The sequence below is a fragment of the Micromonospora sp. CA-249363 genome, assembly GCF_050950185.1.
GTDB lineage: Bacteria > Actinomycetota > Actinomycetes > Mycobacteriales > Micromonosporaceae > Micromonospora.
The window spans coordinates 3,517,652-3,537,003 of record NZ_CP192020.1 but is presented as its reverse complement, the minus strand read 5'-3'; the positions used below and the strand labels follow the sequence as shown (position 1 = coordinate 3,537,003).

Genomic DNA, 19,352 nt, shown 5'->3' with positions numbered 1-19,352 from the left:
CAGTTCATGAGGGGTGCCGACCTGCTACACCCGGTCGTACTGCATCACGTCGTGAACTCCCTCCAGTGGCCGGCACTGCGGCCGTTACAGGACGCCTCGGTCCAGCCACTGCTGGCGGGAGAGGACGCGCTTCTCCTTGCTCCCACCGCCGGCGGAAAGACCGAGGCGGCGGTGTTTCCGATCCTGTCCCGAATGGCGCAGGAGAACTGGTCGGGCACGTCCGTGCTCTACGTCTGCCCGCTGAAGGCGCTCCTCAACAACCTCCTGCCCCGGCTGGAGACCTACACGGCCTGGCTCGGGCGTCGGGCGGCGCTCTGGCATGGCGATGTGACGACGGGACGGCGTCGGGCGATCCTGCGCGAGCGTCCGGACATCCTGCTGACGACCCCGGAGTCCCTGGAGTCGATGCTGGTCAGCGCTGTCGTCGATCACGACGCCTTCTTCGGTCAGCTCCGGGCGGTCGTCGTTGACGAGGTGCACGCGTTCGCCGGTGATGATCGGGGTTGGCATCTGTTGGCCGTGCTGGAACGTCTCAGCCGGGTGGCGGGGCGGTCGGTGCAGCGAATCGGACTCTCTGCGACGGTCGGCAACCCGGCTCAACTGCTGTCGTGGTTGCAGGGCTCCGGTCATGGCCAGAAATCCGCACGGGTGGTGGCACCGGACCTTCCCCCCGCGACGGCCTCGCCGACGCCCGTGCCACCTCCGAAGGGTGAGGTTGAGCTGGACTACGTCGGGTCCGTGCACAACGCGGCGAAGGTGATCGCAGCGCTTCATCATGGCCAGAAGCGTCTGGTCTTCTGCGATTCCCGAGCGCTGGTCGAGGACCTAGGTCAGCGACTGCGAGCCCTCAACGTGACGACGTTCCTCTCCCATGCGTCTCTCTCCGCCGACGAGCGGCGACGGGCGGAGGAAGCCTTCGCTCAGGAGCGCGACTGCGTCATCGTCGCCACCAGCACCCTCGAACTCGGCATCGACGTGGGCGACCTCGATCGGGTGATCCAGATCAACGCTCCGCGTAGCGTCGCTGCCTTCCTGCAGCGGATCGGCCGGACGGGCAGGCGTCCCGGCGGCACCCGCAACTGCCTGTTCCTGGCACTGAACGAGGAAGGACTACTGCACGCTGCTGGCCTTCTCGACCTCTGGGCGCAGGGTTGGGTCGAAGCAGTCGTGCCTCCACCCGAACCACGACACATCGTCGCCCAGCAGGTGTTGGCTCTGTCCCTGCAGCGACATCGCGTCGGCGACAGCCTCTGGTCGCGGGAGTGGAACGGGCTGACACCGTTCGACGAGAGCGCGGACGTGATCGTGCGGCACCTCATTGACCATGGGTACCTCGATGTCGACTCCGGGATGCTGTTCATCGGCCCGGAGGCGGAGATGCGGTTCGGACGCCGGCATTTCATGGACATGCTGGCGGTTTTCACCGCACCGCCCCAGTTCACCGTTCTGGCTGGTCGTACCGAGATCGGCCGGACCGATCCCGCTCTGTTGACGGCGAAGGTGTCCGGCCCCCGGCTGTTGCTGCTCGCCGGCCGCAGTTGGCGCGTTACCCATGTCGACTGGAAACGCCGGCGATGCTTCGTCGAGCCTGCGGACGGCGGCGGAAAGGCCCTGTGGATGACCAATGGGCCCCGTCAGGGACTGTCGTACGAAATGGTCCGCGCCATGCGCGACGTGCTGCTCGGTGCCGAACCGCCGGTCGCCCTCACCGGCCGGGCCAAGACCAGGCTGGCTGATCTACGAGACAGCGCGACGTCGATCGTGCATCCCGGTGGCACCGTCGTCGCCAGGGATGGCGATGACGAGGTGCGGTGGTGGACCTGGGCGGGCTTTCGCGCGAACGCCACCCTTGTCGCCACCCTGAGCGAACTCGCCGACCCCGCCCAGCGGTACGACGACGCGTCGATCCGGCTGCGGTCGGACGTCGACAACCGGACGATGCGGTTGGCGCTGGCGGACGCCGCTGAGCGGATCTGCTTGCCGGAGGTGTCCGAGCGGGCAGTCGCCGGCCTCAAATTCAGTGCCGCACTGCCGAACCGTCTCGCCGTCGCCACGCTGGCCGTTCGACTGGCGGACATCCCAGCGGCCCGGTCGGTGCTCACTCAACCGACTCGCATGACGACTCTCGGACAGCATTGACAGCCGTCGCTGAGCAACTGTCCCGTCGCATACCACGTCGAGGCGCGGCCTGGGGCGTCGTCCACAGGAGTGCGCACCGTCCACAAGGGCGCTCGCGCGGCCGGTGTGCCAGGGCGCGGTACGGCAGGTTCGTACCATGGATTCCCGACTCTCCGCGCTGGTGGCGTGCGGCGGTGGGGTGTGCACCTGGCGGGAGATGGCGCGGGTCGCACCCGAATGGGCGGTTCAGGCAGCCTGCCGGGCTGGCCGTCTGGTCCGCGTGCTGCCCGGGGTTTACCTGGATGCCACGCTGCTCTCCCGCACGGGCACTGAGGAACCGGTCCTGGCCCGTGTCGAACCCGAGGTGGCGCGGCGGGCGGCACTCGCGTACACCGACGGTCGGGGCGCGCTCAGCCGGCTGACCGCGCTCGACGTGTGGGGCCTACGCCGCCAGCCACCCGGCGAGCCGGTTTACGTCGACGTACCGACCGGCTCGGGTCGGCGTGATCGGCCGCCGTTGGTCCTCCGTCACCGCACCGGGTTCGCGGCCGAGCCGCCGCAGGTGGTGGTACGGGCGGGTTTCCCGGTGACGCGACTCGACCGGACCCTGGTGGACTGTTGGCCGCTGCTGCCGCCGGTCGACCGTCCCGGGCCGGTCATCCGTGCGGTGAACGACCGCCTCACCACGCCGCAGCGGCTCGTCGTCGCTCTGGCCGAGGAGCCCCGGTTGACCGACCGCGCGGCTCTGCGTGGCCTGGTGGAACGGCTGGCCACGGGCTGCCGCAGCGCGCTGGAGATCTGGGGCCACGACCACGTGTTCATAGGCCCGGGCATGCCGGCGTTCGTCCGGCAGGCACCGGTGCGGATCGGCGGCCGGACCGTCTACCTCGACATGTTCGCCGAGGCCGAGCGGGTCGACATCGAGCTGGACGGGGCCACGAGCCACGGCGACCCGGCCGAACGCGAGATCGACCTCCGCCGCGACGCCCTGCTGGCCACCAGGGGAATCCTCGTGGTCCGCTTCACCCACCGCCGCCTGCTGGCGAACCCCGACGAGGTCCGCCAGCAGACCCTGGCAATCCTGGCGAGCCGCCGCTCATCTTCATGATCACTTGATGGTCACCAGCTCTCCGCGACCTCTGACAACTGGTCACCATCAAGTGATCATGAAAAGCGCCGGAAGCGCCAGCGGCGCCGGAGCGCCAGCGGCGCCACACGCTTCAGGGGGTTGTGGCGAAGGCCAGGGCGCCGCAGGCGGCGATCAGGAGGAACAGGGTCAGCAGGATGAGGCTCACGATTGCGCCGGGGCGTTGGATGACCGGCTTGCCGGGGTCGAGGGGCGCGGGTAGGTGCGCCGCGACGCCCGGCGTCGGCTGGGGCGGGGCGAGTCGCAGAATGCGCCGCAGCCGGAAGCGGTCGACGCCGAGGAAGATCGGGATGCCGATGATTCCGATTCCCCACCAGCCGGCCAGCAAGGTCTTGTTGGTGTGGTGGCGGTACAGCGAGAGGCCGCAGGCGCGGCACATCCAGCCGCGTTGGGCGGAGACGACGTACAGGATCACGATGCTCGTCATCGACTGGAACGACACCCGCGCGGCGGGGTGACTGCCGCAGAACTGGCACTCCCCGTCGGCGGGTGGCCGCAGCGCGGGGGGTGGCACGGGCGCGGGAGTGGGCATTGTCGACATCGGTGGCTCCCCGTGCTCAGGCGGCCGGGGTCGGGTAGCGGTCCCCGCCGTACTGGCGCAGCGCCGCCTCGACCTCGCCGCGGGACTGCCGGGTGTTCCGCAGGTCGGCGACGCGGTAGCCGCGCAGGCCGGTCAGCTCGACATCGGGCGGCACCGCGCGCTGGGTCTGGTCGGCCACCCACACGGTGAGCATGCTCGGCTTCTCCAGCTTGCCGGCGTTCGGCTTCTTCTCGATCGCGACCCGGGTCACCTCCGACCATCCGAACTCGGTGGTGGCCGCCCCCTTGGTCCAGGTGATGCCCTGCTCACCGATGCGGACGGCGAACGCCTCGCGGCTCTCCCGCAGCGCGCCCAGGCCGCCGATCAGGGCCAGCACCGCCATCGCGTACCCGACCCAGTTGCCGAAGGTGAACTCCTGGTTCATCATCGCCAGCAGCTCCGGCGAGAACAGCAGGACGACGGCGAGCACCAGCAGCGCCGGGCCCTTGGCGTACGGCTTCCAGTTGCGCTCAAGTTCCATTGTGTGTTCCTCCCCCGTGCCTTCCCTGGCGGAAGGACGGGAGGATGCTAACGAGTCGTGATCAAGATTTGGTGACGCGATGGTGAAGAAGCTCGCCGATCCAGCGCGCGGCCTCCCGCTGGGCGGCGAGCAGATGCTCGCGGGCGTCCGCCATCTCCTGATCCGCGTCCGCGTCGAGGTGATCGCCGAGGATCGTCGCCCACCGCCGGCTCAACTCCTCGGCGTACGTCGCCCGGCGCATGTGCTCGTCGAACTGGTACTCCATGCGCACCATCGCGTCGACGTGCGGCCGCAGCGCCGGCATGATCCGCTCGTCGAGGCGTACGGCGGCGTCGGGTCGGCAGGTCACGAGGACGTCCCCGCGCCGGTAGGACCACTCCGGGTCGTCGGCGAGCGCGCGCTGCAACGCCACCTCCAGGTCGGCGGCCCGGTGCGGCGGCAGCTCCCGGGCGGCGTCGGCGGCGAGTCGGGTCAGCCGCTGGATGGCGTTCGGCTGGAAGTACCCCACGTACCAGTTCAGCACCTCGGCCCGCAGGCTGGCCGGCGACGACCAGGCGAAGGTGGCGCGGACGTAGAACGAGTAGACGTAACCCTGTGCGGGCACCGCGATCAGCCGGGGCGCGTCGCGCTGCTCGACGAGCGGACCGGGCGGGGACGGGCCGGCCCCGGCGCCGACGGGGGCCTCGTCCTGGAGCGCGGCCACCAGCCGGTCCCACGTGCGCGCCCACCACCGCCAGCCGCGCACGCTCACGTCCCGGGTGATGGTGAGCCCACGGATGCCCCGCTGCCGCCACAGATCCGCCGGCTTCGGCCTCTGCTCGGGAGCGTCCGTCATGGCACCCCTTCACGGTCACGGGTCCGCGCGCCCGCAGCTCACGCTAACAATGGATGACCGAAATGCCCGACGCCGCGCCGGTGTGCGGCGCGATGTCGGTTGCCCGGGATTCACCGGGCATTGTGGAGCAGTTGGGCCGGTGGGGCTGTCGCCGAGGGCGGGCAGCGGCCAGACTGAGCCCGATCCGCCAATCACGCGGGTCGATGGATCGGATGGTCTGGAGGCAGCCTGTGTCCACCCTCGTGTCCCCGCTGGCCACGCTCGGCGCGATCCGCCGGCGTACCACCACCCTCGCCCTGCTCCTCGCCATGGTCGCCACCGCGCTGGTCGGTCCCTCCGTGGTCACCCCACGGCTGACGGACTCCGCGTCGGCGGCGGTCTACAGCTCCTGCACCATCAGCCGCTGCGCGGACGCGCGCACCGCACGATCCGGCTGGTCCGCCAAGGGCTTCCCGACCAGCCGCGGCTGGTACTCCTGGAGCGGCGGGCTGTCCAACTTCGCCGGTGGCCGGTTCTACAACTACGAGGGTCAACTGCCCACGAACGCCACCTACTACGAGTACGACGTGTACCCGCGCACCCAGGGCGCCGCCCGCGACGCGTACCGGATCGTGGTGAACCGCAGCACCGGTGTCACCTGGTTCTCGCCCAACCACTACACCGACTTCTACCGGCTCTGACCGATCCGGTGGCCGGCCGGTCCGGGAGGCACGTGCATGGACGACGCTGAGCAGGCCGGCACGGTGACGCTGGCCGGAGCGACCACCCGCACCCGGCCCGCGCTCTTCGCCGCGCTGGCCGGGGCGCTGGCCCTGCCGGCGTACCTGGGCGACACCTGGGACGCCCTCGCCGACGTGCTCCGGGACCGGCTGGACGCCGGCCCGCTGACCCTGCTGGTCACCGACGCCGGTCAGCTCCTCGCCGACGAGCCGAGCGATCAGCACGCCCTGCTGACGGACGTGCTCGACGACCTCGCCGGCGACGCCCCGCACCCCCTGCGCGTGGTCCTGCGCCCCTGAGGTCGCGGTCGGGCTGCCGACAGTCCGGCCGCTGACCGGTCACGGTGACGGTGGCGGTGACGCTCGGGTGACGGCCCCTTCGCGATCATCGTGCCGAGCCGGGCGGTGTGCCCCGGCGTGGGGGAGCGGGGAGGCCGCAGCGTGGACTTCGTCGACGGTGTGCTGGTGCGGTTGGCCGACCCGGGCACTCGCGCCGCGCTCTTTGACGACGCGTCGCTGGCGCACCTGGTCGAGGCCGCGTACGACACCGAGGCGATGCCCGTCGCGCCCCCGTACGCGGCCGTCTTCGACGAGCTGACCCTCGGCTTCGCCGCCGCGCCGGTGACCCTCGCCGAGGGGGAGTGGCTCGGCGCCGGCGGCACGGACCGCACCGAGCTGCGCGTACGTCTGCACGGCCTCGGTGGCTCGGCGCTGCGCATCGACGCGCTCTGGCGGGGGAGCCTCGTGGTGCGCACGAGCGCCGCCCGGGACCGGGTCGAGGACCTCGACGTGGCGATGCCGGCCTTCGACGTCGACCCGCAGATCATCGCCGACCTGGGCGCGTTGCCGGCCGATCCGGCGCTGCTGGAGGCCGAGCGCCGTACCCGACTGGTGGCCCGGCTGCGGGCGGGCCTGCACCAGCCGGCCGCCTTCACCGACGCGCACCTGGACCGGCTGCTCGCCGGTGTCGGCGCCGCGAACGCCGGTGACCTGGTGGACCGGATGCGCGGGCAGGCCGCCGGCGCGACCGTGAAACTGCGCTACGCCGCGCCGCCGGCCGCCCCACCGATACCCCGCCCGCTGCCGTTCGCCGCCGCCGTGCTGATCCGCGACAAGGGCTTCTCCCTGGCCGACCTGCTCGTCGAGACGCGGCTGGTCCGCGCCCGGGCCGAGGAGCTGGGGCTGGACGTGCCCGCGCCCGAAGATGTCCGGCGGCGACATCGGGTGGTCGCCGTGTGGGTGGTGCCCGTCGAGACGTTCGACGACGACGGATGGCCCGGCGGCGACACCGGCACCGCCGCGCAGAAGCGGGCCGACCGGTTCGCCCGCGCCGGCCAGTGGCTCGCCCGCAGCGGCATCGGGCTCGCCGCCGTCCCGACCTGAGAACAGACCCGCAGCAACTTCGTCCGGGAGGACCCGTGGCACCGACAGCAGCATTCCCGTTCATCGAGGTCCGGATCGTGCCGCCACCGGCGCCGCTGGCCCAGCGTTCGCCGGGCGTCATCGCCGTGGTGGGCAAGACGCCGTCCACGGCCGACGGTGGTTCGGCCCCGGCGAACACGCCGGTTCGGATCGAGACCCTGGACGACGCGGTCACCAACTTCGCCCGTCGGCAGGCCGGAAACGTCGTCCGCAACGCCCTCTACAACTCGCTCGAACTGGCGTTCCTCCAGGATCCGCGCCCGGCGAAGGTGTACGGCGTCAAGGTCGCCGGCGACGACTACGCCGCCGCGCTGGGCGGTCTGGAGGCCGCCGACGACGTGACGATGGTGTCGCTGGCCAACGAGTCGACCGTCGGCAACCCCGCCGGGGCGGGCGCGCCGACCGGGCTGCACGCCCTGAAGGCGCACGTCGAGACGATGTCCGCGGCCGGTCAGCGGCGGATCGGCTTCGCCATGGTCAACCCGGCCACCGAGAAGAGCCCCAGCTACGTCGGGGACATCACCACCGCCGCGAACCCGCTCAAGAGCAGCACCAGCCGGATGGTGATGATCGCCGCCCGGGGCGCGGACGGCGACGCGGCCACCGCTGCCATGGCAGCCGTGGCCGGGTTGCCGGTGCACCACAGCATCGTGCTGAAGAAGATCCGCGGGGTGGCCATCCCGGTCGCCAAGCAGTACAGCCCGGCCGAGATCAAGGGCCTCTCCGAGGCCAACCTTACGCCGATCATCGACCCGACACTGATCACCGGCGAGAGCCTGCACTTCGCCGACGGGCGGCTCTTCACCTCCGACGCGAGCCTGCTGCACGTCGACCTGGTCCGCACTCTCGATGCGATCGAGTTCATGCTCCGCGCCGGGCTCATCGGCCTGGTCGGCGACGCCCGCATCACCAAGCCGGGCATGACCCTGCTCAAGACCCAGGTGGACGGCATCCTCGGCCCGCTCAAGCGGCAGGCCGTGATCGACGACTACCGCATCGAGATCCCGGTGCTGGACATCCTCACCATCCCCGAGGTCGCCCGTACCGCCACCGACACATCGATCGTCACCACCGCCCGGGCCGACCGCACCGTCGACCTCGTCGTCACCGTCACCTACGGCCCGGCCGTGAGCCGCCTGCTGGTCACGCTCGTGGCCAAGTTCTGACCGGAGGAACCAGACCATGGAGTGGAAGACCCGCCTCGCGGTGCAGTACACCAAGGGCACCGAGACGGTGTTGATCAGCCCGATCGACTCGTTCAGCCCGTCGTTCTCGCTCAACGTCGAGGCGCTGCACTCGTGCGAGGTGACCCACATGGGCGCCATCCACGCGCCCGTGTCGATGAACTTCACGATGACCGTCAAGGCGATCGGGGACGTCGCCGGCCGGCTCACCAAGCTGGCCCTCGACGGGGAGCTGTTCGACATCGCGCTGCTGGAGCACACCGGCGACGACTGGGCGTTCTCGTCCTTCGTGTTGCAGGACTGCCTCATCACCAGCGCGACGCCGACCACCGCCACCATCTCCGGCGCGCCGGCGGCGACCTTCAGCGGCTTCAGCCTCGCTGCCTCGGTCGACCCGAAGACCGGCGACCCGTCGGTCCTGCCGTAGCCGACGACCACCGACGGAGGTAACAGATGGCGACCGGAGCTGGCCGCGCCGCCCGGGTCACCCGTACCGGGCTGGCCCTGGTGCACGCGGGCGAGCTGGTGTTGCCGGCGGCCGGCAGCGAGGCCGAGGCCGAGCAGGTGGCCGAGGACGATCGCGCCGTCATCGCGTACCACTTTCCGGTGGAGATCGAGGTGGTCGCGGCCGGCGGCGCGTTCGACGCGGACGCGCTCGCGGACCTCACGCTGGCCCGGCTCGCCGAGCACCTGGACGGGCGGTTCTGACGGTGGCCATCTCGGTGCACGTGCCGGTGCGGATCCGGCTGGACGCCCGGTCGGTGACCGAGCGGCCGGAGGTCGTGACCGACGCGCTCGCCGCCGCCCTGGCCCGCGCCCTGGAACGCTCCCGCCAGGAGGTGGTCGCGCCGCACGGCGGCTACCTGGAGGTACGCACCGACGCGCCGGAGTTCCGCTGGACCGGCGCGGCCCGCGAGCACGTGTCGCCGGACGAACGGCGTGCCTTCGAGGCCCGGCTGCGCCGGCGCGTCGACGAGGTCGTCACCGCCGCGCGGCTCGACCCGGGCCTGCCGCCCGGGGTGCCCCTGCCACTGAGCGAGCCGGCCACCGAGCTGTTCGACCCGCAGCGGATGCGCCACCTGCTCGCCGTGTACCGGGTGCCGTCCTACGACGACGGTGGTGCGGCCGCCGAGGTGCCGGTGGACGGCCCCGAGCCGCCGCGGGTGACCTACCAGTGGCTGCTGCGCCCGGCCGCCTACCTGGCCGGTCACTTCGCCGAGCTGGCCCGCGAGGCGGTACGCCAGCACGGCGGCCTCCCGTCGGGCACCCCGCAGGGGATCATCGCCCGGGTCATCGGCGTGGACGGCCGCCCGGTCTGGGCGATCATGGTGACCACCACTCCACTGTCGGTCCTGACCTTCGAGCAGTTCGGCGAGACGGTGTTCCGGGCCACCCCGCAACCGCACTTCGAGGTCGAGGCGCGGGTGCCCAGCCCGCAACCCGGGACGGTGCAGCGGCGGCCGGTCGCCGACCGCAGCGCCCTGGTCGCCATGGTGGACGAGGAGTTGAGCGGCGACATCCGGCGGCGGTTGCGGATCGCCTCGCCGCGCGGCGAGACCACGAGCGTCGAGGAGTACCAGGCGCAGATCGAGCGGGCCGTCGACGCCGAGGTGAGGCGGAGGGTCGACGCGATCCTCGCCTCGGTGGGCGGGGCCACGCCGACCAGCCTCGTCGTGGTGGACATCGGCGGCGTCTCCCTGCTGCTGGTCGGCACCGAGGAGACCGACGCGACGCTGCACTTCACCGGTACGGCCAACCTGTTGCCGATCAGCGTCGAGCACCGTCCGGCCACCCCGCCGGATGAGAACGCGCCGCCCGGCGGCGGTGTCGGCACGGGCACCGGCGCCGGCGCGGGGAACGGACCGGGCGGGAGCGGGCCGGGCGGGACCGGATCGGGCGGGAGCGGGCCGGGTGGTACCGGCGCGGGCGGCCTCGGCACGGGCACCGGTCCGGGCGGCGGGGCCGGCGGCACCGGTGACGGTGGCACGGCCGCACGACGGGGCGGGTTCGTCTTCGACCCGAGCAGTCCCAGCGCCCCGCCCGGCGTCGAGGGACGGCGGTTCCCCGCCGTCGGGGCCGGGCACTCCACGATGCCCGCCTGCGCGTCGTTCAACGGGGAGCCGGAGCTGGCGGCGCTCGGCCCGGACGGCGACGAGCTGCGGCGGCTCATGGACGACATCGCGTTCCGGTTGCAGATGGGCGAGGCGTGCCGCTACCCCGCGAACTTCTGCCTCCAGGCCGCCGCCGTGCTGCGCGGCCGGGCCGCCGCGATCAGCCTGCTCGTCGGCTCGGCCGAGCGGGAGGCGTTCACCCGTCCCGTACCGGAGGGCAGCGGGCGACTCGGCCCGCTGGACTTCCGGCCCGTCGCCTCGCCGGCCGTACAGTTCCTGCGTCACCTGGCCGGCGTCGTGCCGCGCCTGGACCACCTCGCCCAGCTCGTCATGCGCCGCTACCGCCAGCCCGAGCACTTCGCCCGGATCCAGGGCGGCTGGATCGACACCTCCGCCTCCTGGAACCTGCACTTCGTGCAGGCGCTCAGCCCGGCCGTGAACGCGGCGGTGGGCGAGCTGTTCGTCGTCGGCAGCCAGGCCATGCTGGTGCAGCTCCTGCTCAGCTCCCGGACCGGTATCGAGGCGCGGATCGCCCGATTCGACCAGTACGCGCCGATCTTCGAGCGGTTGATCGTCTCCCAGCTCACCGACTACGCCGAGTTGCAGGGGCTGCGCGAGCGGCTGCGCCGCCACGAGGCCGCCCGCTGGACGCAGGAGCACACCGACCTGGGCGGCGGTGCCGTCGCCACGCTGAGCGTGCTGAACCCGTCCACCGCCTGGTACGGGGCCGCCCGCGCCATCTCCAGCGCGTTCCTGGCCACCGAGGCGGCCCTGACCAGCCCCGGCGCGGCCGGCGAGATCGTCGAACGCGACGGCGTCACCCGCATCCGCGACTCGCACGCGGTGCTCTGGACCCTCGCCGAGATCGAACAGGCGCTCGTCATCCAGCGCGGCGAGGCCGAGGGCGTCGACCCGCTGGTCAAGCAGATCAGCGACCTGCCCGACGTGCTGGCCCGCTTCGCCGGCAACCGGTCGGCGATCCGCGACGAGCTGTGGCGGGTGTTGCAGGACATGCGACGCCACAACACCGAGATGCTCGGGCGCGCCCGCAGCGACGCGCGCTTCGCTTTCCGGTCCAGCCGGATCAGCGAACACATCCCGTCGGCCACCATCCCCGGCGGACGCTACGCGTTGCAGGGCGTCCACCTCGTCACCCACCAGCAGCTCGGCGAGTTCTTCGGCGGCAACCTCTACTACGCCACCGGCGTCGACAGTCTGTTCAGCACCGAGTTGGGCCGGGAGGCGCTCAGCGCGTTCGCCGTCATGGTGGGCATCATCGCGCTGTCCCTGCTCTGCCCGCCGCTGGGCTTCGTGGTCGGGGTCGCCGTCGCCGCCGTCGACGTGGCGCACGCCCACCAGCGCGATCGCCTCTACGGCTCCATGCTGGACCCGGAGCTGGTGCTCACCCGTACCGAGGTCGAGGTCGAGCTGTTCGCCGCGTACCTCGGGTTGGCGATGTCGCTGATCCCGGAGGCCGGCACCATCGGCGGCGCGGCCGTGCGCGGCGGCCGGGTCGCGCTGCGCTTCGGCGTCCGCGCGGGGCTGCGCGCCGCCCGGGGGTACGTGGTGCGCCGGGTCACCCGGCAGATCGTCGAGGCCGCGTCCCGTGACCTGCTTCAGGGGTTCCTCACCGAGATCCTGCTCAACGAGGTCCTCGAACGGGTCGTGCAGAAGCTGATGGAGCCGATTCTCGCGTACGTGGAGCGCGAGGCGATGCTCAGCGGCGCGGTCGGCGGCCCGGAGGGCGCCCGGTTCATCCTCATGGTGCTCGACTCGCAACCCGGTGGCGCCGCCGCCGGGCCGCGCGTGCCGGTGGTACGACCGTGACCGGGCCCCGCCGGTTCCGCGCCGGCCGGTTCCTCGACGCCGCCGCCGTGCACGCCGCCGCCGACGCGAACCCCCGGCTGCGGCGCTTCATGCGCACGATCGCGGAGCACAGCGAGGCCGGCGAGGTGCGCTCCCGGCGGCTGCTGGAACACCTCATCCGCCGCATCGTCGACGACGTCGGCGACCTGCACCTGGGCAACGCGCTCAACCGGCTGGAACGCATCGCCGTGCTGCGGGACAACATCGCCGCGATCCTGGACCACGTGTTGGAGGGTGGCACCCTGCCCGAGGGGGTGCGGGTGGCGACCCTCGGCGAGTACTTCGACCAGCTCAGCACCGAGATGCGCGAGCTGAGCCGACCGCGCGAGGGCATCGTCGGCGACGCGCCGCTGCGGCTGGCCGACGACGCGGGCGCGTACGCCGACTCGCTGCTGCGCGAGTTCGACGCCGGCGGCGGCGCGGCGGGCCGGCACGTCGAGCCGGCCGCGATCGTCGGTGACGCGTTCCGGGCCATGCCGGCGGACCGCCAGGCGGCGCTGCGTCGCGCCGCCGAGCTGGAACCGGCCGCGCTGTGGCGCGCGGTCGCCGCCGAGAGCGAGGCCGGCAAACGGGCCGCCGTCGCGGACCTGCAAACCCGCCTCGGTGGCCGGCTCACCCCCGACGAGCTGGCCCGGCTGCGCACCGCCGTCGACGACCTGGGCCGGGCCCGCTCGCGAGGCCTGCAAATGAGCGACGCCCGGCTCGCCGACGCCCTCGCCCGCATCGGCGATCCGGACCTGCGCGCCGTGGTGGCCGGCGGCGACGTCTGGCTCACCCAGCAGCTCGCCGTGCACAACCCGGAAGCCCTGGCCACCCTCTGGCGGCGCTTCCGCGACGGGGGTGGGCGCGCCGACGACGGCCCCGGCTTCCGCGCCTACCTCCGGCACGACATGGTCACCTACGGCCGGGGCGTCCTCGGCGAGTACAGCGCCGCGTTCTCGCTGAGCAGCATCGAGCTGTTCCTCAAGGGACCGGACGCCAACGTCAAGGTCGCCGGCACCGACCTCGTCGGCATCGGCCACGACGGCTGGGTCTGGCTCGTCGACGACAAGTCCCACCGGGCCACCAGCGTCTCCGGAGTCAGCGCGCTCACCGACAACCTGGTGGTCAACCTGCGCCGCGACGCCGCCGACTTCCGGGACGCCATCGCCCGGCTGCAACGCGACGACCCCGGCTTCACCCCCGACCCGCGACTCCTCGACGCGATCTCCCGGATGGAGGACGCCGCCGCCGAGATCGACCGGATCAACCGGCGGGGGTCCGCGTCCACCCGGCCCGCGCGGATCAGCGCGGCCCTACAGGAGCGCCGGTTGCGGCTGCGCGTCACCAGCGCCGCGGGCGAGGTCCGCGAGATCACCCAGGCCCTGCGCGACCTGGGCCTGGCCGTCGAACCCACCGGCACGCCGGTGCCGCTGCCACCCACCGGAGGGCGCTGAGCATGGCCATCACCAGCAGCTTCATGCGGTACGGCACGGTGCCGTCGGCGATCATCAGCGACGGCGTGCTGCCGATCCCACTGTGGGCGGTCACCGCCATCTCCCTGGCGCAGACGTACCACCTGCCACCGATCGGCTCCACCGCCCACAAGGCCATCGTCGCCACCCACGACGACACCATCACGCTCACCGGAGTACTGGTCGGCGCGGAACGCTACGCCTGGAAGTTCGCCCTGGAGACGATGGCCGAGGCGAGCAAACGCGGCACCGCCCTGGCGGCGTACTCCGGGGGGAAGTTCGGCGGACTGATCCTGGTCACCTCCATGACCATCCGCACCGACATGCAGGTGCAGTCACTGACCTTCAACGCCTCCGCCGCCCGCCGCGACGTCCTGGACACCACCATCACCCTCGTCCACGTGCCGCGTCCCAGCCTGCTCGGCAAGCTGCTCGACGTGGCCAGCATCGGAGTCGGCGCGCTCGCCGACGGGTTGGGCAACTGATGCCACCGTTCCCGATCGACCGCTACCTGCTGCCGGAGACACCGATCGAGGTGCCCGACGGGTTCACCGAGGTGCGGCAGAACCTCACCGCCGGCCTCCCGCACCGCGTCGAGCTGGGCGCGGGCGTGCACGCCGTGCTGATCCTGCCCACCGGCCTGGCCCGGCAGTGGCTGGCCACCGACCCGCTCGCGGTGGTCAGCAGCTCCGCCGACGACCTCGCGCCTCGACCCGCGCCGACGGCCACGCCCCCGCTCCCGGCGCTGGTCGGTCGGGTGCCGCTGCGTCTCGTCGTACGCCAGGGCACCCGCATCCTCGGCTCCGTACCGGTCGCCACCGGCCTGCGCCGGGTCTGCCCCGACGCGGGCACACCAACCGTCCCCGGCGTCACCCCGGTCGCCGTCGAGGTGCTGGTGCTGGCCTGGCTGCTGCACGCCGGGACGGTCCGCGGCTCCGGCGACTACGGCTCCCACCTGACGGTGGCCTGGCGGCGGACCGACCGCGCGGTGGACCAGTTCGGGCCGCCACCGATCAACGAGTTCGTCTGGCGTCGCCGTCCGCCCGCGCAGCGCGTCGAGTCCGACCTCGGCCCCGGCAGGCTGCGCTACCGCTACCTGCTCGACAAGAAGATGCGGAGGGTGCTGCGATGACGCTCACGCCGTTCCAGACCGGCCAGGTACGCCAGGGCGCCGTCGGCAACGACGCCGGCTGGACCATCACCTTCCACCGGGAGACCCCGACCGGAATCAGTCCGGACGCCGCGCTCACCCTGTCCAGCGCCGACTACTACGCGGCCATCGACGCCGCGCTGCCCGACGGGCTGGGCCCCGGCGCGTACACGGTCACCGTGCAGGGGCTCGTCGACGAGCACTTCGCCGCGCTGCGCACCGCCGAGGGGCAACCGCCGCTGGTGGCGAAGCTGCACCTGTACTGGCGCGACGCCAACACCTCGGTCGGCGCGTTCTTCACCAACCTGGTCGGCGTGAACGCCGGCCCGACTCCGGCCGAGCTGACCCAGGCGCTGGTCGCCGTCCTGCGGGTCACGAAGGTGCGCCGGCTCACCGGGGAGCGGACGTACGACACCGAGCTGACCCTCGTCGAGCAGGCGTACGCCCGGCTCGGGCAGCGGGTCGCCGAGCGGTTCGAGGCGGCCACGTTCACCGCCGCGATCCGCGCCATCGGCGAGCGGACCCGGGTCGACGTGACCGGATGGGGCGCCAACCCGGACGGCACGATGACCCGGGGCGCGACCGAGGCGGCCGGCGACGAACGGGTCGCCTTCGGGGCGGGGCTGCTCTACCGGGCCGCCCTGGACCGCCTCGGCGGCGCGTTGCAGCAGTCGCTGAACGCGTACGGGCGGGGAATGCTGCTGATCCGCGACGGCACCGTGCACGTCGGCAAGCGGCCCATCCCGTACCCGGAGGGGGAGCCGAAGCCGCTGACCCTCGCCACCGGCCTGTTGGCCTGCACCGAGAACGGCACCCAGGACACCGACCCGTACGCGGCCACCGAGGCCGGCGGCACCGCCCCGCCGCGTCGTAAGGCGTGGACGCTGACCCTCAAGGGCCGCCCCGACCTCAAGCCCGGCGACCTGGTGCGCTTCGACCCGCCCGTCACCGATGAGGCCACCACGCTGGGCAGCGTCGGCGCGGCGCTGCTCGGCTCGTTCGCCGCCCCGTTCGCCCCGTCGACCGGGGAGCTGGGCGCGGGGTCGAAGCTGCTCTACCTCAGTGCCGCCCGGCACACCCTGTCGCGTACCGCCGGTTTCGTCACCGTCGTGCAGGGCGTCGAGGTCGCCTCCGGCGCGCAGGCCTGGGACACCTGGAGCGACGCGTCCGGCGTGGCCGCCGCCGAGCCGGCCGGTCCGGCGTCGTCACCCGGGGTGGCCGCCGCCGAGGCGGTGCGCCGGGCGGCTCGCGCGGCCCGGGGTGAGACGCGCGGTCTGGAGATCGGCGAGGTACGCGCGGTCGCCACCAACGCCAGCGGCGCGGTCGAGCCGCCCGCGCAGACCGAGACCGTGTGGGAGGGCCTCGTTCGCCCGGACGGCCGCCCCAACGCCGCCCGCCGCCTTCCGGTACGCCGGCAGCAGCCCGCGCCGCTGCCCGGGGTGACCTACCTGACGCCGTTCGCCTGGGGCGGCTGCGGGCTGATCCTGCCCCGCTACCCGGGCACCCGAGTGGCGCTGGCGTACCGCAACGGCGCGCCGGACGACCCGGTCGACGTCGGCGCGCTCTGGCCCACCGGGCACGCCCCGGTGTCCGAGCCGGGGGACTGGTGGCTGTCCCTGCCGGTCGGGGTGGCCAGCACCAGCCGTTCGTCGATCGCCGACACGGTGACCCCGGCCGACCACGACGGCAAGGTGGCGCACGACCTCACCGACGGCGACGGCAACCGGGTCATCGAACTGGGTGAGCTGACCGTGCGGGTGGGCCGGGCCCAGCTCAAGGGTCGCGGCCAGCGCCCCGCCCGCGCGCAGGAGGCCGACAGCATCACCATCGAGCACGCCGCCGGCGGGTCGTCGATCGTCATGAGGCAGGACGGCTCGATCACCATCACCGCCACCCAGATCGACCTGAACGCGGGCAACGGCGCGGTGAACATCAGCGGCGGCACCGTCAACATCGCCGCCGACGACGTCGATGTCCAGGTCGACAACGCGATGAACGTCCACTGAGGAGATCGAGATGGCCTTCGTGCTCACCACGTCGAGCGACGTGCACTGCCCCAGCCAGGGCACGGTCACCCCGGCCGGACAGTCGAAGCTGATCGTGGCCGGCGCCCAGGTGACCCGCCTCGACGGCATCACCGGCAAGTCGGTGTCCGGGTGCACGATCACCGACAGCAACTCCACCGTGCAGTGCAAGTCGGTGATGTCGGCGACCGGCGCCGCCCAGAAGCTCGTCGTCGGCGGTGCCGGAGTCGCACTGAGCACCCTCACCGGCACCACCAACGGCAGCACCTCCGGCCTGGCGGCGAACGCCGGGCAGACCAAGCTGAAGGCGGTCTGAGATGGACCGGACCGAGCGGGAACGGCAGGCCGCCCAGCGTCGCTACCTCGGCTGGGGGCTCGCCTTCGAACCCACCATGCCCGGCGTCGACCTGGCCCGGGACATCGTCTTCGACGACGGCCCGAACGGCCGGACGCTGGCCCTGGTCGAGGGCACCGGCAACGTGGCGCAGAGCCTCGCGGTGGCGCTGACCACGCTGCGCGGCTCGAACGTCTTCGACGCGACGTTCGGCTTCGACGGGCTCAACGCGCTCGCGGAGCAGATCGAGCCGAACCTCATCCGCGAGCAGGTCCGCATCGGCATCATCACCCTGCTCGACCGCGATCCGCGGGTCCGCAAGATCGTCGACGTGAACCTCGACGACGGCCGGCTCGGCGCGGGCCGCGCCGACGACGCGTCCGCCGCCGCGCTGCGCGCCTCGCGCACCCTCCAGGTCCAGGTCCAGTTCGAAACCATCACCGACGACCGGCTCTCGGTGCGCCTCGGGGAGCTGCCCAGTGTCTGACCCGACCCTCCCGGCCGAGCTGGCCGACGTCCTCGCCGTCGACGCCGCCGCGCTGCGGGCCACCGGCTCGACGGGTTTCGGCATCGTCGAGACCGGCTTCGTGCCCAAGTCCTTCGCCCGGCTGCTCGCCGAGAAGCTGGCCACCGCCCGGCTGCTGTTCGGCGAGGACGTCGACCTGACCAGCGGCGCGGTGCTGCGCAAGGTCCTCGAACTCGCCGCCCTGGAGGACGCCCGGATGTGGGCCGCGCTCGGGGCGGTGTACGACAACTCCTTCGTGGTGTCCGCGACCGCCGACGCGCTGACCCGCCTCGGCGAGGAACTCGGCATCGCCCGGCCATACCTGCAAGCCCGAGGGACGGTGAAGCTCAAGCTCAAGGCCGCCCTGCCGACCGGTCACAGCCAGCTCACGCTGCCCCGGGGCGCCCGGCTGTCCACCCCGGGCGGACACCACGTCGCCCTGGACGAGACGGTGGTGCTCTCCGCCGCCGTCGGCGAGCGCGAACCGGCCGTCGCGGCCTTCTATCCCGGCCCGGCCCACAACCTCGATCCCACCCAGCCGCAGCAGAAGATCGACCGCTGGAACCGCGCCGACACCCTGCTGGCCGACCTGGACGACGCCGAGCAGGCCGCCGGCAAGGAACTGGTCGAGATCACCCACACCGTCGCGCTCAGCGGAGGGGAGCAGCAGGTCTCCGACGCCCGATACCGGCAACTGCTGCTGGCCGCGCCCCGTTCCATCTGGACGGCCGAGGCGATCGGCCTCGCCGTGGCCACCGTGCCCGGCGTACGGCAGGTGCAGGTCTTCGACGGCCGGGGCGGGCTGGACCTCAACCAGTCCATCTTCGGCAACTTCAGCTTCATCGAGCGGGTGTTCAGCACCGAACGCGACCTGGGCAACCCGTACTACGTCACGGTGCTCGTCGCCCCGACCGCCGCCGCCATCTGGGACGGGCCGGACGGGCTACACGCCGCCGTCGAGTCGGTCATCGAGGACCTGCGCCCGGTGGGCATCTTCGCCTCGGTGGACCGCGCCGACGAGGTCGGCATCGGCGTCGAGGCCGACCTCGTGATCCGGGGCCTGCCGCTGCCCACCGGCTCGAAGGAGACGGTGAACGCCTCCACCGCCGCCACCGAGCTGCGCGCCCGGCTGCACGCCCGGCTGCGCCGGTACGTCGACGAGCTGCCCTTCGGCGAGCCGGTCCGCGCCGCCGAGGTGATCTGGACGATCATGAACGAGCCGGGCGTCGCCGACGTGCGCAACCTGCGGCTGGTCCGCTTCCCGGCCGACTCGGCGGTGGTGGTGACCGGTAGCGCGCCCACCGGCGACGGGGTGCAGCGGCTCCCGGTCGGCGACAACGCGGTGCTCGCCGCCAACCAGGTGCCCGTCTACGTCGACCGGGACGATCCCCGGCCGTTCCGGATCGTCTGAGCGGGGTCGCG

Annotated in this window: 19 protein-coding genes; 16 read left to right on the top strand and 3 right to left on the bottom strand. The window is 72.6% G+C overall.

Going from position 1 to position 19,352, the window contains the following annotated elements; translation table 11 throughout:
- The first annotated feature begins 6 nt into the window (after nucleotides 1–6).
- Nucleotides 7–2,139, top strand: a complete 2,133-nt coding sequence (locus ACQPZK_RS16365) for a DEAD/DEAH box helicase (RefSeq protein ID WP_433533777.1) — start codon at nucleotides 7–9, stop codon at nucleotides 2,137–2,139.
- A 136-nt stretch (nucleotides 2,140–2,275) separates the two neighbouring features.
- Nucleotides 2,276–3,226, top strand: coding sequence for a DUF559 domain-containing protein (locus ACQPZK_RS16360; RefSeq protein WP_433533776.1), 951 nt, complete (start codon nucleotides 2,276–2,278; stop codon nucleotides 3,224–3,226).
- 112 nt (nucleotides 3,227–3,338) lie between these two features.
- Here the strand turns inward: ACQPZK_RS16360 and ACQPZK_RS16355 are convergent, their stop codons facing one another.
- The 3 genes from ACQPZK_RS16355 to ACQPZK_RS16345 all read right to left on the bottom strand — a co-directional run bounded on the left by ACQPZK_RS16355 (nucleotide 3,339) and on the right by ACQPZK_RS16345 (nucleotide 5,161).
- Nucleotides 3,339–3,806 carry a hypothetical protein gene (locus ACQPZK_RS16355; RefSeq protein ID WP_433533775.1) on the bottom strand — a complete coding sequence of 156 codons (468 nt, stop codon included), beginning with the start codon at nucleotides 3,804–3,806 and terminating at the stop codon, nucleotides 3,339–3,341.
- Between the two features lie 16 nt (nucleotides 3,807–3,822).
- Nucleotides 3,823–4,326 (bottom strand): hypothetical protein, encoded by a 504-nt coding sequence (locus tag ACQPZK_RS16350; protein WP_433533774.1) that lies wholly within the window; start codon nucleotides 4,324–4,326, stop codon nucleotides 3,823–3,825.
- Between the two features lie 61 nt (nucleotides 4,327–4,387).
- Nucleotides 4,388–5,161 carry a hypothetical protein gene (locus ACQPZK_RS16345; RefSeq protein ID WP_433533773.1) on the bottom strand — a complete coding sequence of 258 codons (774 nt, stop codon included), beginning with the start codon at nucleotides 5,159–5,161 and terminating at the stop codon, nucleotides 4,388–4,390.
- Nucleotides 5,162–5,403: 242 nt separating this feature from the next.
- Between ACQPZK_RS16345 and ACQPZK_RS16340 the strand changes: the two genes are divergently transcribed.
- The 14 genes from ACQPZK_RS16340 (at nucleotide 5,404) to ACQPZK_RS16275 (ending at nucleotide 19,341) form a co-directional block, all read left to right on the top strand.
- On the top strand, nucleotides 5,404–5,841 hold the full coding sequence (locus ACQPZK_RS16340) for a ribonuclease domain-containing protein (protein ID WP_433539232.1): 438 nt from the start codon (nucleotides 5,404–5,406) through the stop codon (nucleotides 5,839–5,841).
- 36 nt (nucleotides 5,842–5,877) lie between these two features.
- Nucleotides 5,878–6,180 (top strand): barstar family protein, encoded by a 303-nt coding sequence (locus ACQPZK_RS16335; RefSeq protein ID WP_433533772.1) that lies wholly within the window; start codon nucleotides 5,878–5,880, stop codon nucleotides 6,178–6,180.
- A gap of 141 nt (nucleotides 6,181–6,321) precedes the next feature.
- The gene (locus ACQPZK_RS16330; RefSeq protein ID WP_433533771.1) at nucleotides 6,322–7,263 is read left to right on the top strand and encodes a hypothetical protein; all 942 of its coding nucleotides are present in this window, start codon (nucleotides 6,322–6,324) and stop codon (nucleotides 7,261–7,263) included.
- A 35-nt stretch (nucleotides 7,264–7,298) separates the two neighbouring features.
- Complete coding sequence (locus ACQPZK_RS16325; RefSeq protein WP_433533770.1) at nucleotides 7,299–8,468, top strand: hypothetical protein; 1,170 nt, start codon at nucleotides 7,299–7,301, stop codon at nucleotides 8,466–8,468.
- A gap of 16 nt (nucleotides 8,469–8,484) precedes the next feature.
- Nucleotides 8,485–8,913, top strand: coding sequence for a hypothetical protein (locus tag ACQPZK_RS16320; protein WP_355051244.1), 429 nt, complete (start codon nucleotides 8,485–8,487; stop codon nucleotides 8,911–8,913).
- A gap of 26 nt (nucleotides 8,914–8,939) precedes the next feature.
- Entirely contained in the window at nucleotides 8,940–9,194 is a 255-nt protein-coding gene (locus ACQPZK_RS16315; RefSeq protein ID WP_433533769.1) for a hypothetical protein, read from the top strand.
- Nucleotides 9,195–9,196: 2 nt separating this feature from the next.
- The gene (locus ACQPZK_RS16310; RefSeq protein ID WP_433533768.1) at nucleotides 9,197–12,424 is read left to right on the top strand and encodes a hypothetical protein; all 3,228 of its coding nucleotides are present in this window, start codon (nucleotides 9,197–9,199) and stop codon (nucleotides 12,422–12,424) included.
- Nucleotides 12,421–13,899, top strand: a complete 1,479-nt coding sequence (locus tag ACQPZK_RS16305; RefSeq protein ID WP_433533767.1) for a hypothetical protein — start codon at nucleotides 12,421–12,423, stop codon at nucleotides 13,897–13,899. The genes ACQPZK_RS16310 and ACQPZK_RS16305 overlap by 4 nt, the downstream gene beginning before the upstream one ends.
- A gap of 2 nt (nucleotides 13,900–13,901) precedes the next feature.
- Nucleotides 13,902–14,402 carry a hypothetical protein gene (locus ACQPZK_RS16300; RefSeq protein ID WP_053659787.1) on the top strand — a complete coding sequence of 167 codons (501 nt, stop codon included), beginning with the start codon at nucleotides 13,902–13,904 and terminating at the stop codon, nucleotides 14,400–14,402.
- Nucleotides 14,402–15,049, top strand: a complete 648-nt coding sequence (locus tag ACQPZK_RS16295; protein WP_433533766.1) for a hypothetical protein — start codon at nucleotides 14,402–14,404, stop codon at nucleotides 15,047–15,049. The genes ACQPZK_RS16300 and ACQPZK_RS16295 overlap by 1 nt, the downstream gene beginning before the upstream one ends.
- A complete protein-coding gene (locus ACQPZK_RS16290; RefSeq protein ID WP_433533765.1) occupies nucleotides 15,046–17,073 on the top strand; it encodes a hypothetical protein in 2,028 nt (675 codons plus the stop codon). The genes ACQPZK_RS16295 and ACQPZK_RS16290 overlap by 4 nt, the downstream gene beginning before the upstream one ends.
- A 10-nt stretch (nucleotides 17,074–17,083) precedes the next feature.
- Entirely contained in the window at nucleotides 17,084–17,407 is a 324-nt protein-coding gene (locus ACQPZK_RS16285; RefSeq protein WP_433533764.1) for a hypothetical protein, read from the top strand.
- Between the two features lies 1 nt (nucleotide 17,408).
- Entirely contained in the window at nucleotides 17,409–17,912 is a 504-nt protein-coding gene (locus ACQPZK_RS16280) for a hypothetical protein (protein ID WP_355051237.1), read from the top strand.
- Nucleotides 17,905–19,341 (top strand): baseplate J/gp47 family protein, encoded by a 1,437-nt coding sequence (locus ACQPZK_RS16275; protein ID WP_433533763.1) that lies wholly within the window; start codon nucleotides 17,905–17,907, stop codon nucleotides 19,339–19,341. The genes ACQPZK_RS16280 and ACQPZK_RS16275 overlap by 8 nt, the downstream gene beginning before the upstream one ends.
- Nucleotides 19,342–19,352 lie beyond the last annotated feature (11 nt).

What these genes read in the sequence shown, in the direction of transcription:
- ACQPZK_RS16365 (WP_433533777.1), top strand. Translation starts at nt 7, where the DNA reads ATGAGGGGTGCCGACCTGCTACACCCGGTCGTACTGCATCACGTCGTG.
- ACQPZK_RS16360 (WP_433533776.1), top strand. Translation starts at nt 2,276, where the DNA reads ATGGATTCCCGACTCTCCGCGCTGGTGGCGTGCGGCGGTGGGGTGTGC.
- ACQPZK_RS16355 (WP_433533775.1), bottom strand. Translation starts at nt 3,806, where the DNA reads ATGTCGACAATGCCCACTCCCGCGCCCGTGCCACCCCCCGCGCTGCGG.
- ACQPZK_RS16350 (WP_433533774.1), bottom strand. Translation starts at nt 4,326, where the DNA reads ATGGAACTTGAGCGCAACTGGAAGCCGTACGCCAAGGGCCCGGCGCTG.
- ACQPZK_RS16345 (WP_433533773.1), bottom strand. Translation starts at nt 5,161, where the DNA reads ATGACGGACGCTCCCGAGCAGAGGCCGAAGCCGGCGGATCTGTGGCGG.
- ACQPZK_RS16335 (WP_433533772.1), top strand. Translation starts at nt 5,878, where the DNA reads ATGGACGACGCTGAGCAGGCCGGCACGGTGACGCTGGCCGGAGCGACC.
- ACQPZK_RS16320 (WP_355051244.1), top strand. Translation starts at nt 8,485, where the DNA reads ATGGAGTGGAAGACCCGCCTCGCGGTGCAGTACACCAAGGGCACCGAG.
- ACQPZK_RS16315 (WP_433533769.1), top strand. Translation starts at nt 8,940, where the DNA reads ATGGCGACCGGAGCTGGCCGCGCCGCCCGGGTCACCCGTACCGGGCTG.
- ACQPZK_RS16300 (WP_053659787.1), top strand. Translation starts at nt 13,902, where the DNA reads ATGGCCATCACCAGCAGCTTCATGCGGTACGGCACGGTGCCGTCGGCG.
- ACQPZK_RS16295 (WP_433533766.1), top strand. Translation starts at nt 14,402, where the DNA reads ATGCCACCGTTCCCGATCGACCGCTACCTGCTGCCGGAGACACCGATC.
- ACQPZK_RS16290 (WP_433533765.1), top strand. Translation starts at nt 15,046, where the DNA reads ATGACGCTCACGCCGTTCCAGACCGGCCAGGTACGCCAGGGCGCCGTC.
- ACQPZK_RS16285 (WP_433533764.1), top strand. Translation starts at nt 17,084, where the DNA reads ATGGCCTTCGTGCTCACCACGTCGAGCGACGTGCACTGCCCCAGCCAG.
- ACQPZK_RS16280 (WP_355051237.1), top strand. Translation starts at nt 17,409, where the DNA reads ATGGACCGGACCGAGCGGGAACGGCAGGCCGCCCAGCGTCGCTACCTC.